General features: G+C 45.8%; 5 protein-coding genes. 1 reads left to right on the top strand and 4 read right to left on the bottom strand.

The features are described from left to right. Window positions 1–85: 85 nt before the first annotated feature. From B3O12_RS12935 to B3O12_RS12945, 3 genes are all read right to left on the bottom strand, one after another. Window positions 86–8,713, bottom strand: coding sequence for a TLD domain-containing protein (locus B3O12_RS12935; RefSeq protein WP_286756579.1), 8,628 nt, complete (start codon window positions 8,711–8,713; stop codon window positions 86–88). Between the two features lie 4 nt (window positions 8,714–8,717). Beyond that, window positions 8,718–9,209, bottom strand: coding sequence for a hypothetical protein (locus B3O12_RS12940; RefSeq protein WP_189630888.1), 492 nt, complete (start codon window positions 9,207–9,209; stop codon window positions 8,718–8,720). Between the two features lie 168 nt (window positions 9,210–9,377). After that, the gene (locus tag B3O12_RS12945) at window positions 9,378–10,055 is read right to left on the bottom strand and encodes a LytR/AlgR family response regulator transcription factor (RefSeq protein ID WP_286748136.1); all 678 of its coding nucleotides are present in this window, start codon (window positions 10,053–10,055) and stop codon (window positions 9,378–9,380) included. A gap of 84 nt (window positions 10,056–10,139) precedes the next feature. On the opposite strand from B3O12_RS12945, the gene B3O12_RS12950 reads away from it, so the two are divergent. After that, window positions 10,140–12,017 carry a sensor histidine kinase gene (locus tag B3O12_RS12950; RefSeq protein ID WP_286756580.1) on the top strand — a complete coding sequence of 626 codons (1,878 nt, stop codon included), beginning with the start codon at window positions 10,140–10,142 and terminating at the stop codon, window positions 12,015–12,017. On the opposite strand, the gene B3O12_RS12955 is transcribed toward B3O12_RS12950, so the two are convergent. Then, window positions 12,014–15,244 (bottom strand): S41 family peptidase, encoded by a 3,231-nt coding sequence (locus B3O12_RS12955; protein WP_286756581.1) that lies wholly within the window; start codon window positions 15,242–15,244, stop codon window positions 12,014–12,016. The two genes, B3O12_RS12950 and B3O12_RS12955, sit on opposite strands and share 4 nt — an antisense overlap. Window positions 15,245–15,369: the final 125 nt, after the last annotated feature.

The raw sequence follows: 15,369 nt of genomic DNA on the forward strand, positions 1-15,369 counted from the left end.
ATAAACAATCGATTAAAGATTAAAATAAAGTAGCCCCAATGTTACCATCGGGGCTCTTTTTCACCTAAACACTGTAGTATGACAGTTACTTCTCAACCATCAACTTCAGATTTCTTACCTGACCGGCCGTCACCAGTCTTACTATATACATTCCACTTGGCAGTTGCCCTGCATCGTAGCCTACTTCTACCTCCGTATTGGCTTCGAGTTCACCGGAGAATACTTCTTCCAGTTCTATGCCAGAAGTAGAAAGCAGCGCCATACGGGCCGAACCACTTACGTTGCTGGAAATTTTAAACGTTGTAACGCCTCTGGTCGGGTTAGGATAACTTTCCAGTTTGAGTTCCGGCACAAATAGCTCTTCTTGAGCCGGCTCACCCAGCGTAAACTCACTGGCTGTCATTATATTTCCGGAGTCACAAGCTCCCAGAGTAGCGCCTCTTCTTATCATGTCTTGCACCTTGTTGCGCTTAACCACTAGCTTTCTGCCTTTGTAGCACATTTCTATGTACTTACCCAGGTTAGAAATATCAATCACTTCTACATTGATTTGGCCATATCCTATATTGCCGGCCTTATCTTTGGCGGCTACAGCCACCTGATTCATTCCGGCATCGGCCACACCAAATCGTTTCTTGTCGAAGTAGATTTTGTATACACCACAGTTGTCTGACACCAAAGGCTCCACGTCCTTATCTTTCAGATACTCTGTGTGTTCTTTGGTATATACCTTCCGTCCTTTTCTGTACTCCTCATTGTACACTACAATTGTGGCAGGCTCTGAAGAGAACACGGGCGCGAGATCATCTACTATAGTGATGTAGGCCGTGGTACTGGAAGAATTACCGGCAGCATCAGTAACAGTAAGGGTTACCTTATGTCCTTTCTTCTTTGTGCCTTTCTTATGGCCCCAGGCATATCCGTTGCCCGGATCATTGTCGTCATCATCATCGCCATAGTTATGGCCTTTACCTTTTTTGTTCTTATGACTGTCGCCTTCAGTTGCTTCGTAATAGTAGGTTCCTTTGCCCACATCGTCACAACTAAAGGTGTCTCTGTCTATACTAAAGGTAAGCGGACAGTCTGTATTATCGGTACTGCCTCCATCGAGCAAGGCCGGATCTACCACCACGGTGCCATCGGCTCCTAAACCAACGGTTATGTTTTGCGACACAGCCACCGGAGCTATATAATCGTTTATAGTAACTGTTATTGGAACTGTGGTAGTGTTACCACTTTGATCTGTGACAGAAACGTTGACCGTGTTGGTGCCCAACTGCAGGCAGGTAAAGTCTGATACATCTACTGCCGTTGAGGCAATGCTACAATTGTCGCTGGTGTATACTGTTCCGTCAGGAACCGGCACCAGACCACAGTTGGCTATATCGAAGTTGAAATCACCACGTTGCTTTTCGCCTTTGAGATTGGTATAGTTAATCCATCCCGACATGCCATAATCAGCATCTTTGTCGTTGGCCCCATCTCCAAGCTGGAATCCGAATTTATCGTTTCCATTTTCAAGAGGCATCACCTCTCCGGCATTTCTTCCTTGCCCTACCAACTGGCCAGAAAGAAGTTCAAAGTAGGTCCAATCTTTGTACTTATCCCACACAGTCCACCAGTCGCCTTTGAATGTTTTGCCCATGGCTCTCCACTCCTGCCAGTTATATCCCTGGCTCAGGTTTAGAGTTACTTCCCATTGGTCGGTAGCATCGTTCAGGTTTTGCAATACTCCTGTTACAGTAGCTGTACCATCGAGTTGTCTGGTAAGCACTCCTGCCGAAGTAAATGTGAATCGAGCGTCTTTTACTTTTGGTTTCCCTCCATCGTCATCATCGCTATCTCCACCTTTATCATCGTCATCGTCATCATCACTACCGTTTTTACCTTTCCACTTCTTCTTCCATTTGTTCCAGGAGCTTGAGTGCGAAGCCTGTCCATTGAGCACATTATCGGTATTAATACCCACAATTGGTGCATTGCCGGCATTGCCCGGAACATACTTTTTAAGGAACATACCGTGGTCTGTGGCATCGGTTACGTCACACTCGGTAGGTCTTTCGATATCATCTTCTGAATAGATGAGTACGTCTTCGGCAGTAAAGCTGGCCTGACCGTTTTCATCCAATTCTAGGGCTATATCATTGGCATTTACCGTTGGTGCTATGTTGTCAATCACTGTGACAATAGCTATTCCGGTATTGACATTGCCATTTACATCGGTTGCAGTGAGGGTCACATTGTTTTGCCCCAGGTCTTCACAACCAAAACCAGACGTATCGATAGTAAGCGAGGCAATTCCACAGTTATCGAAGGTACCTCCATCAACATCGGCCACCACAATAGAGGCTGCTCCCTGCTCATCGAGGAACACATCAATGTGTTGCGGAACAACGGTAGGCAGAATGTTATCTATTACTGTTATGATAGCTTGAGCGGTGGTGGTGTTTCCGGAGGCATCGGTGGCTGTAAGGCTCACAGTGTTTTCTCCTACATTGCTACAGTCAAAGCTTAGCTTATCTAGGCTCAGGGTAAATGAGCAGTTGTCGAAACTTCCGTTGTCTACTCCTTCTGGAGTAATACCGGCTTCTCCATTTTCATCTAAATAAACTGTTAGATTCTGAGTAAACACTGTTGGAGCAATTACGTCTACCACGCTAACGGTGGCCGTGGCAGTACTCATGTTGCCGTTAGTATCGGTAACGGTGAGTGTAACCGTGTTGCTTCCCACATTGGAGCAGTCGAAGCTTGTTTTATCGAGCGTCATTGTAGCAATACCACAGGCATCACTCGAACCATTATCTATGAGCGCAGTAGTTATTGAAGCCGTACCGTTGGCATCGAGCTCCACTGTGACGTCTTGAGTAATTACCACCGGAGCAATATTATCTTCTACTATTACAGTAGCAGTAGCGGTGCTTGCATTGCCATTTACATCGGTAACGGTAAGGGTAACCGCATTGGCCCCAACATTGGAACAATCGAAATTGGTTTTATCAAGAGCCAACGTAGCAATACCACAAGCATCGGCAGAACCATTATCAATTTGCTGAGGGGTAATGGTGGCCACACCCTGACTGTTTAACTGAACGGTTATGTCATTGACCTGTACAACCGGGTTGGTAACGTCTCTCACCTCAACCAGCGTTTGGCCTCTGTTTACATCCATATTACCATTCACATCATAGGCTCTTGTAGTAACCACCAGGGTTCCTACATCGGCACACGTAAAGGTAGACTGGCTGATTTCCAGTCGATCGATACCACAATTATCATTACTTCCCAGGTCTAAATCGGCCGGTGTAATGCTGGCATTTCCGTTTTCGTCAAGTTCTACCAATAGGTAATCTCTCACCACAACTTCCGGCTCAGCTGCATCTACTATGGTAAGTATGGCCTGCTGAATGTTTTGGTTTCCGCTCTCATCTGTTGAGGTGACGGTGATGATGTTATCGCCAATATTGGAACAGTCGAAACTACTCTTGTCGATGGTCACCACTACCGGTCCTCCACAATCGTCATTTGACGAGTTGTACATGGTTTGCGGTGTAATGTTTACCTGTCCGTTTTCATCGAGGCCAAAGGTTCTATTAATCACATTCAGGTATGGCATCGTCACGTCTCTTACCGTAACCACCGCTGTGGTTGAGGTGGAATTACCGTTCACATCGGTTACTGTAAGAGTTACCGTATTTTGTCCAAGATCCTGACAAGTGAAGAATTCTTTGTCTAGAGACAGGCTCTGTATACCACAGGCATCACTTGAGCCCGCATTCACTTGTTGTGGAGTAATAAGAGCCCCTCCATTGGCAATATCTACCGTAAGGTCTTGCGCAAGTGCTATCGGAGCAACCACATCGTTTAGTTCGAAGGTAATGGTGCCAGTGGCGGCCGACTGAATATCGCAGTCTCCTGCATTACCGCCATATTCTACCACATATCCGGCAATAGCTGTTCCTACATTGTTCGGGTAATCGTTCCATCTTCCATCTAAAAGGAAGTGAGCCACATCTTCACCATTCACAAAGAATCCTCCGGCTCTATAGTCGTTTGGTTCTCCTCCGGCCCAGTTATGATAGGCTCCGTTTACCGGCCCGGTAGATCTACGGTAGAACAAGGTACCGGCTTCAGGGCCGGTCACCCAACGCCACTCTCCTTCTACTTGCGAGTCGTTGGCGCCAATCCAGCCCTGACCTTGCAGTTTAGATTTGGCAAAGTCATTTTCGGCTGCACTGGTAATGGTTACCAGGTATCCTTGCTGACCGTTGTAAGTTCTGGCCTCAGCGGCCACCTTAGCATCGGACCATGTGATGCCCGGAGCTGTTACAAACTCATAGAAGTGTCCGTTACCAGAGAACACAACCGTACCATCATCTCTCTTCACAATATACTCGGCTGTGGCCGTGTGGTTGGTAGACTGACCGGGAGTATATGTAAAGGTGCCATTGCCATTGTCTACTATACTTCCGCTGCTGGGCTGCCCCACAAAGTCTACCTTAAGTGTTTCTCCATAAGGGTCAGAATCATTACCTAACAAATCGGCTACGGTAAACGTAATCGGCTGACATGAATCCAGTGTAAAGTTGTCTTCTTCGGCAATTATTGGCAGCACATCGAGCACGGTTACCGTAACATCACGTTGAGTAACCCTGCCATTCACGTCAGTGACTGTTACCGTAACTGTATTGTCTCCAACTTCTGTACAATCGAAAGACAAATCGGTTGCTGTTTGACTGGCTATGCCACAATTATCTGTAGCCGAAGTAAGTATATCCGAAAGTTGAATACTTCCGAAGCCATTCTGATCGAGCTGTACGGTAGCGTTTTGAACCGTAATGGTCGGGGCTATTTCATCGGCAACAAATACATTGGCTGTTCCTGAAGCCTGACTTCCTAAAGTTGAAGTAGCTGTAAGTGTCACTGTATTGTTCCCCACATTGGAGCAATCGAATGAGCTAACATCTAACGATAGCCCTGATAGTCCTACCACCGAGCTTGACCCATTATCTACATCTTCGGGGGCAATGGTCACTTGTCCGCTGGCATCGAGGAATACCGTAATATTTCTAGTAATGACCACCGGCACAGGGTCTATAACTGTCACCTGAACATCGACTGTGGTGGCATTTCCACCCGGGTCTGTACCGGTAAGCTGCACAGTAACCGGGCTATTCGAAGCATCATTGGCTCCAAAGGTATCCTGACTCAGGGTATAGGTAACCGGGTTACAGTTATCAGATCCGCTGTCTAGTACATCTTGAGGTGAAATGGAAACGGTACCTGAAGAAGTTAACGTCACTGAAATATTTTTACCCACCACATTGGGAGCAGTTTGGTCTATACCCAATTCGCACTCACAGGTTGCTGAGGCACTGGCACTGGTTCCTACTCCTTGCCCACCATTGGCCGAAAGCGGAACTCCATTAGAGTCTACCGAACCGGAAAGTGTTCCATCGGCATTAATGGCATCTAGCCCTAAACCAAGACCTCCTTCTACAGAGTCGGCACAACCATCACCGTCAGAATCCAGGTCCAGGTTATTGGTAATTCCATCTAGATCGAAGTCGCAAAGGGAGAAGAAGTCTGCCCCAAAAGCAAAGTTCACATATGTCTCGTCATTGAGGTAGTCAAAGTTGAGTTCATTAAAGGTTCCGTTAAAACGGATAACTACGTTGCCTTCTTTACCCGTAACCGTTCTGGCCTGGGCGTTATAAGAGGTGGTGTTGCTTTCAATCCAAAGAATATCAAAGTCATCTTCGAACTGTATAGTTACGGTAGGGCCTCCTCCAATAGAAGCAAAGACGAGAACCGGGTTGGTCATGGGTTCATCGAAGGTCAGTGTGTTCTGAGAGGCATAATCGTTTCGAATAGAAGTTTGGTTTGGTATTTCTAATTCGCTCGGAAACTTCTGGTGGCCAAACAAATTGCCTGTAAGTCTGAAGTTTACATTGGAGGTATAGGTATAACCAATACCGTTTATGGTACCCCTGGCCGATCGGCCAACGGTTGGTCCATGGCCTGAACTCCATGTAGGGGCATTGGACCAGTGGAATACTGATGAAGAACACTCTACGGTGTCGAGTATTCCGTCATTGTCATCATCCAGGTCACAACTGTTTGGAATACCATCTAAATCTGTATCTAGCCCACCATTGATGGTCACATTTGCTGTTGTACTGGCTTGCTCCCCGTTTGTATCGGTAGCGGTCAGGGTTACAGCAGTGGTTGTGCCATTATCGGCACAAGAGAAGGTATAGGTTTGATCTAAAGTCAGGGTTACGGGCCCGGCAAGTGTGGAGAAACTTCCGTTATCGACATGTGATGGTTGCAGATTAAAGGTACCGTCATCTCCGAGTGCCACCGTAATGTCTTGAGCTATGGCTACGGGAGGCGCGCTGTTGTTTACCGGAACAGGCGATCCGTTTATGGTAATATTGGCATCTCTTAGGTTGTTTCCTACAGCGCAATCATCGAACTGAACAATGACAATTCTGTTCAATTCTCCGGGCACTGCCAAATCGCTGTAATCTTGACTGAAATTGGTTCCTCCATACAGCTCTCCTCTATACGTACCATTGGGGTATGCGGAGTTAAAGATGTAGGCTCTTACTCCGTCATCTACCTGGCCAAAAGTAACGGTGAGTTCATTCAACTGAATATCGGCCGGTATATCTACAAAGGTTTCAAAGTAGGTAAAGTCAAGTGCTGTGCCACATGGGTACCCCCCAAGTTTTGAAGAGTTGCCACTCCCAAAGAGAATATTTCCTGAACCATCGAGCGGAGCTACCTGCCATGAGAGGTCACTTGTGGGGGGAATATTAGCGTACTGATAGGCATTGGGGTCTCCCCTGAACCCTTGAGAGATTCCTGAAACTATATCGTCAGACTCATCGGAGATTCTCCAGGGAGTAATGGTTATGGGCTCTCCCACTTCCACAGTTCTGGTTACGACAGCAGACTCATTGCCTGAGCCATCAATGGCCTTATAACTGAGTGTATAAGAACCGGGGGTGTTGGTATCGACCGAACCGCTAACTTCAACTTCGGCAGAACAATTGTCGGAAGCTGTTGCTCCCGGGTCGTTGAATGTTTCGCCAGTCGCTATAAACACCGATGAGGCTCCATTGAGTTGAATGGTTGGCGCAATATTGTCTTCTACAGTTACTGAAAAGGTTTGTGTTCTGTAGTTGCCCAGCGGGTCGGTAGCTGTAAGGGTTACGGCATTGCTTCCTCCCCCTCCTTCATACGCATTGCCATTGGCAATTTTAATACCTACGGGGTTGTTGCTCAACTGATCAATCCACATTACCTCTCCATCGAAGGCCATGCTGTACGGATTTCTTCCTGTATAAATGGAGGTGATATAGTTGCCATCCATATCTAACTGGTGCAGGTATTGATAGTTGTTCGGGAAGTCTGACCATCCGTTAGCTCTACCTCCAATATAGATGTATCCGTTGGCTACGGCCATTGTTCCCCAGGTATAGATAGTACCGGGAAGGTTAATGTTTCTTATGAATTGTCCGGTCTGTTTGTTGAGCACTCGAATCACGTTTTCCCACACGCCATAGGCATAGACATAATCAGCATCTGTAGTCACACAGGAGGCTGTTCTACCCATATTATATGTCCAAACCGTAGAGGTGCCGGATCGTCTTGTAATAGTATTATAACTCCAGTTGGCAGTATAGTAATCTTCACTGTTCAGATCCATCCAAAGTTGCATCATCTGAGTCTGGCCAGAATTAAAGGTACCTAACAAGTTACCGCTTGGGTTAAGCCTGTAAACCGTACTATTGGACCATCCCGGATACCAAAACTCATTGGTGTGAGGGTTGTACCCTCCACCGTGTGAGTATACATTTCTGGAGACAAAGCCTAAGCTTTCCATGTTAATGGCGCTGGAGTTTCCACCCAGATTATCGCAATTGAATGTATTCACATCGATGGAAAGAGTTACCGGTCCATCAGGGTCAGTTGTTCCATTGTCAATGTCTTCAGCACTAATGGTAGCTTGTCCATTCTCGTCTAGCTGAACCACTATATCCTGCCCTTGTATGATGGGGCCGGAGCTATTGAATTCAACCTTGTACACTTCAATTTCGGTAATTAACCCACTTGAAAAGCTATAATATGTGCTGGAAGTATTAATACCGGTAAGTGCTTTTAGTGCAGTTGAAGACCTGTAGCCACTTCCGTCTACAGAGTTATAGCTATGCACATTGAAGTAACCACCATCCATGGTGCTGTTAATAAAAATATCGTGCCCTCCGCCAAAAGTCGGACCATAAGAGCTGGAAGTATAGATGCTGTACTGTGGGTAATAGGTACTCGCCCGTTGGTTGGTAGTCAGGTTGAAGAGAAAAGCATCTTGATTGTGCCGGTAGCCACCGGACGAACTAGACCATGATTCTGGAGAGTAGCCTCCAAAAACGGTTCCATTGTTCAGTTTGAAAATCACCAGAGTAGGCCCCTGACCGTCTACCCTGTTGTGGAAAACAGTCGAGTTGGCCCCATCACGAGATCTTCTGTAGAGCAGTGTACCGGAGGGTGCTATTCCCAGGTCGTCCAGCCAACCTCTGAGTACTGCATTATCGTCTGAGTCAGACATTACAGAACCCGGAAGAATTGGGAAGGTAGTTTGTGCATTAACGTATAAAGCCGATGAGCAAATCATCAGCAGAATTAGATTCAGTTGTATAATTCTTTTCATGGCCTTAGTTGTTAATGGTCAGTTCAAATGCTTTGATGTAATCCGAAAAAGCCACGGGATAGTCATCGTCCTTTTGCTGATTCAGGATTATCCTGGGTGCTTCGTCACATTTATCGAGAAGGGTTGTGCCCGGTGCCAGACTCAATGAATGCAGTTCATTACTGCTGTTTTTAGTCACTTTAGAAAAAGTTACCGATCTGTTGGAGCTGTTGGAGTTGACAAACTTTAGCTTCAGTGTCTGATGGCCAAACCCGATGGTTGCGGCCTGAAGCGGATCGGGAACCGACTGGCTCTGACAAGCCTCTGGCTGATAAAACACTTTTACCCCGTCACTTTCTTTGAGCAGGGTCCAGTTGTCTTCTTGAGCTTGGGTGGAAATGGAGATGAGCATAAGAGAAAAAATGCCCAATACACCTCGTAAAAAATAAGTAAAGCGATGATCCGATGCCTGTGTGCAAGCACGGTTCGCCCTCCTTAGTGATAAGGGAGAGTTCATATACTACATGTTTTGGTTGCGATGAATTACATCTGAAGTAGAGACAGAAGGGCCACTACGAGTGCTCAGGCGAAGCAAGAATAAATCTAGCCTATATTATTGTGTAAAAAGGATTTATTGTTGTGAACTACCGATGTTTGTATGTGAACTACATTGTCGAGAAAGGAGCTATTGATTGAAACGTGTAAATATTTCGGCCTTTTTCGATCGGCCGATAGGAATCTTTTCTCCCTTCAATTCCAGATGATCACTCCCTACTCCGTCCACCATTCCCATATTTACTATGTACGATCGATGAACTCTTAAAAAGGTCTCTTCCGGAAGTAATTCATTAATCTCAGATAGACCAATACGTTGTACATACTTTTTTTGCTCAGTCTTTATTTCAGTATACACGTTGTCGGCCTTTAACCACATAATGTCCTGATGCCTAATCTTAATAAGGTTATAGCCATCTTTTAGCTTCAAGAAGTTTCCTTTACTCTTGGCCAGTTTTATGCGGGCAATGTTGAGGGTTTTATGTACCTCCTCTTCGGTAAAAGGTTTGAGTATGTAGGCAACCGGGTCGAAGCGCATGGCGCTTTCAATGGTTTTGGTATCGGAGTATGAGGTAAGGTATATAAACGGAACACCCCTCTGCTGGCACATACCGGCCAAATCTATACCGCTCTTTTCGGAATCCAGGTTGATATCGAGAAATACCAAATCGGGCTTGTAGTCTTCCAGATGCTTCGCGAAGTCGTCATTGCCGGAGAAAAGCACATTTACCTCGTGCCCTTTCTTTTCCAGAATGCTCCGAAGATATTCAGCTATGATAATCTCATCCTCTACAAGAGTGATGCTCATGCCAGCAGCCATTACAGTGTTTTGGTTGATAGAAGTAAATATAATTTCTTTTTTTACATTTCAGTCTGCCAGCACATTTGCCCTATGAAAGCCCATAGTAAGAGAAAAATTACCACCTACTTAAACTTTAAAAAGTTCTATTTAATACTTCCGTCTATTTTCACACTCACTACACTAACATCATCTATATCAACGAGTTACAATTCAAACACTCAAGAGGAGTCACTGAGAAAAGAAATAATTGAAAGTAATACTGAAACTGAAAAAACTCTAAAAAATCTGGAGAGGGCTATTGAGCTCACTGACTACGGCAACTACAAAGAAGCCTCGAATTATTATCAGATACTAGATACTTCTGCGGTGATCCAATCGAATGATTCACTGCGAATGGTCATGTTGGAATCGCGGTCTTTTATGAATAAAGTGCTGCAGCGATTTAGCAAGTCGCTGGAAGACCTGTTGGCCATGCTCGATTACTACACCAAGCAAAACGACATGAACAACATAGCAAAAACGGAGACTCTCCTTGCCGAGTTTTACAGGGCCAGAAACCTGAAAGAGCTGGCGTTTAAACACCTCGGTTATGCCGAAGAAATTATTGCTCAGGGAGGTGTAGACCCTTGCAATATTGCCTATTGGTTTAGCCGAAGGGCTGCCTGCGAAACACAGTTTCAGCCCAATACAGACAATATTGTTTTCTTCTGTAACAAGGCTCTTGAAATTAGCAACACAGAATGCTCAAGCTACACCGAAGCACTGATTTACAATGAGTTAGGATTTACTTATGGTCATACGGAATTTGACAATGAAGAAAAGGTTATCTCCTATTATAAGAAGGCACTGGAAATACTGGAAGAAAGCAACCGCATGCGCGATGTAGCTACGGTAATTCACAATCTAACCACCTACTATGCCCGAAGAGGCTATTTTGACAAAGCATTGGAAGAAGCAGCTCCCATTATTGAACTGGCCGAAACCAATAACTGGCATGGTGTATTGGAAGATTTATACCTTCTTAAAATGACCATTCTCTATGGGTTTGGGCGTTACAAAGAGGCTTATGACTTATCGCGAAAATCGTATCTCTCCAAAGTTCAACTAATGAACGACCAATATGCCATAGATGTAGAAGAGCTACAGGCCGTTCACGACAAAGAGCTGGCCGAAAAGGCCCTTAAAGAGGCACAAATTAAGGCCGAGGCCAACGAAAGGGCACTAGCATACACCGTGGTGAGTAGTGTTCTTTTAGGAGCTTCTACCCTCACTGTGGTGCTACTTTTTTTACGGGTACGAAGAAAAAACCAACAGCTCAACTTACAACAGGCGGCTATTGAAAGTACCAACGAACAGCTATCTCATTCGCTGGAAGAGAAAGAGTTGCTTTACAGGGAACTCAACCATAGAGTAAAAAACAACCTGATGGTTCTCTCGGGCCTCATTTACCTGCAGCAAGAAGAAGACCCTGACGGAAACAATGAGTTATACACGGCTTTAAGAAATCGTATTCAAACCATGGCCATTGTCCATGAAAAGCTGTATGGCATTAATAGCTCTAAGAATATTAATTTTCAGGACTACCTGGAAGAGCTGGTCCCTCTGGTGTTTAATAGCTTAAAGAAAGGCAATGGCCACATGCCGTTTACCATTCGGTGCAAGGCACTTTTTCTACCCATAGACAAGGCCATACCTTTGGCTCTCATTTTTAATGAACTCATCACTAACTCCATAAAACACTCTACTCCACAGTCCTTAGAAAAGGGCATTGTTATTCAGTGTAGAAAGGAAAACAACCTGACCATTATTGAATACTCCGATTTTGGCCCTGGCATTAAAGGAAGTGGCCAAAGTGGGGCCACAGGAAGTATGGGAATGCGTATTATTAAGCTCATGGTCATGCAGCTGAAAGCCACTCTAAAGCGGCTCCCAACGCATGAAGGTCTTTCTTTCGAAATCAGGTTTTAGTTTCCTTTTTTAAGAGGTCTTTTCCAGCGAACCGGAGCCGGTGGCTCGGGCTTCAGGATTACGCCCTCTGTTTCTAAGAGCCTAAGAGCTTCTTTTACTGCGGCTTCCAGCTGCGGGTCTTTTCCGTCAATAACCAATTTAGGCAGTTGTTCCACATAAATATCAGGAGCTACTCCTACTCCCTCTACATCCCACTCTCCCTCAGTATTGTAGAAACCTCCGCGGGGCGCTACCATACGTCCGTTGTCAATGAACCGTGGTGTATCCCAGGTACCAACCAGCCCACCCCAGGTTCGGGTACCCACCAGCGGGCCTATCTTCATTTGGCGGAACATAAAGGGCAGTAAATCTCCACCCGATCCGGCCCTCTCATTGATAATCATAACCTTTGGTCCCCAAATACCAGCTCCGGGCGATGGGAAGGGGGTGTTACCCTCTACCCTGCTATTGAAATAGCCATGCAACTCACGAGCCATTACATCTACCATATAGTCGGCTGCGGAACCTCCACCATTGTTCCGTTCGTCAATTACAGCCCCTTTCTTGTGTTGTTGAGCAAAGTAATATCTGTTAAAATATGTATAACCAGGATTACTGGTATTGGGTACATATACATAGGCCAACTTGCCTCCCGATAGTTCATCAACCAGCCTTCTATTGCCCTCAATCCAGTCGAACTGGCGCAGGCCATTTTCATTGCTTATGGCCTGTACCAAAACTGTGCGAGCTCCATCTTTTGTGGGCTTATCATTTACCAGCAAAGTCAACTGCCGGTTGGCAAGTCCTTCAAAATAACTGAAGAAGTTCTGTTTCAAAGAAACATCCTGACCATTGACCTGTAAAATATAGTCTCCCTCCTTAATCTCTATACCGGGCATTGCCAACGGAGCTGTCAGGTTAGGGTTCCAGCTTTCACCGGTATATATTTTTTCAATTTTAAAGCCATGTCGATCGCGCACTATATCGGCTCCTAAAAGTCCAACCCTGTCACTGGTTAGGTCAGGATAGTCTCCACCCGACACATAAGAGTGACCCACGGCAATTTCTCCGCTTATAATGTCAACTATGTAGTTAAGGTCAGAACGATGCCTCACATGCTCTACCCAAGGGGCGTACCACTTCCATACATCGTCCCAGGGAGCACCGTGGGTATTGTCTACATAAAGAAAGTCACGCATAAATCTCCAACCCTCTTTCAGGATTTGCCGGGCTTCTTCCGTAGGGTCTATCTTTATGCGTATACCCGATATATCAAGTCGTCCATCACCCACTTTCTTTTCCCCTCCTTTGGTAGAAACTATGCCCCAGGTGCTTCCACTTCTATAGAGCAAGTTTTCTCTATCGGCCGAAACCACCCCCTGGGAAATTCCGGATAAGAAGGTAATGGCCTTTTGTTCAGTAAGGCTGTAGCGCTGTAACCTGTTTCCCTGCTGGGGAACAGACTCTATATAAAAGAAGTAGCCTTCCGGACCGGGCAACAATTCGGTGTAGTTTCTTGCCGGAACATCTACCGCTACAATGCGACTGGCAATTCCGTCAAGGTCAATTTTCACTTCTACCTTCTCCTTGGCTTCTTTTTTATCGCTATCACCCTCCGGCTCTTCGTCACTTTTGGGCAAGAAGGGAGATTTACCATCTTTTTGAAGTACCATCAGGTAAGGCGTATAACTCAACGGTACGTTGTAGGAGCTCATATCGAGCCAACCGCTATTAAGACCATAGTCTGTTGAAGCCAGGAAATAGAGGAATTTACCACTTGCATCCCACACAGGCGATATGGCATCGGCCATGGCATCGGTGAGCAAGTGTGTTTTTCCGGTAGGCACATGATACACTTTCACCGCTTTAAACTGGTTAGGCTGAAGCTGCACATAAGCAATCCATTGACTATCTGGCGACCATTCCGGATTCATGGAGCGATTGGGGTGAGCAAACAAGTCGGTGTCAATTTTTCTCGCTTCACCGGTTTCCACATCCACATACCACATATTATAATCTGTATCGGTATAGGCTATGTACTGACCATTGGGCGACCATTGAGGCTTAAAATAAAAGGTAGGGTTTGGCAAGCTTATGAGCTTGGGGCTTTGCAACCCTTTCTGATCTGAAATCATTAACTGATACTCTCCCGACTGATCGGTAAACCAGGCCACCTTGTCTCCCTTGGGCGACCATACCGGAGACCGATCGGCATACAAACTCGTATTGGTCAGGTTTCTCCAGGCACCCTCTTCTTTGGGCACCGTAATAATATCGCCCCTGAACTCAAAGATAGCCCGCTGACCTGTGGGTGATATTTGAGCATTTTGAAGGTCGAAAGCACTCGCTTCTACCCATCGTGGACGTCCCCAATTCATATCTCCGGCCACATGAATTTCGAGTGCCTTCGTGGTTCCGGTAGCCGGATTGAGTAAATGAAGTCTCCCACCTTGTTCATAAACAATTCGGTTGCCACCGGCATCCAGGTTTTTCACATCGAAATCGGTATGAAAGGTCAGTTGCTTTTCTTCTCCCGTCTTGGGGTTGAATTTCCAAATGTTGTTGGCAAAGTCTCTTTCGGATAGGTAATAGACTTCTCCGTTCAACCATACAGGGCTGGTGTGTCTTTCGCTATCCGGTTGCGGAGTCATTTTAAGGTCATAGTTCTTTAGGTCAACAATCCATATAGGCTTGGCCTGCCCTCCGCGGTGATTTCTCCACTCAGGATCCCAAAAAGAAATCTGTTGGTAAGCAATCCACCGGCCATCAGCCGATATTTCTCCATCTACTGCTCTGGGTATGGGCAATTCACGCGGCTGGCCACCCTCTGGTGAAACGGCAAAAAACTTAGATTCCTTAGTCGGGTGCCCCTTTCTGCCAGAAGTAAAAAGCACCTCTCCTTCTGGGGTCCACCCTGTTACGTTATCAGCCGAAGGGTGCCATGTCAGGCGTTTGGGCTCTCCCCCCTGTGCAGGAATTACGTAGACATCCTGATTGCCATCGTACTGCCCTGAAAAGGCAATTAGTTTACCATCGGGAGAAAAGTGAGGGTTAGTTTCTCCTCCAATGTTGGAGGTGAGCCTGCTGGCCTGGCCACCATCCATACCAACAATCCATAAGTCGTTGGCATAAACAAATGCAATATGCGTATCGGATATGGTGGGTTCTCGGAGCAGCATAGTCCCCTGAGCCCGGGCCTGATCAAAAACCAACCATACCAAACAAAAGGTAAGCACTAATCTTTTCATAGTTTCTTGGATTGAATGTTTGGTTAAAATATGAAAAATAGATTGTCAATCATTGTCGAATCATTCCAATGGATGTATCATTTTTTTAGACATTTTCCATACATTGTACCCCGCAAATTGGAATT

It is taken from the genome of Roseivirga sp. UBA838, assembly GCF_002296035.1.
Taxonomy (GTDB): Bacteria; Bacteroidota; Bacteroidia; order Cytophagales; family Cyclobacteriaceae; genus Roseivirga; species Roseivirga thermotolerans.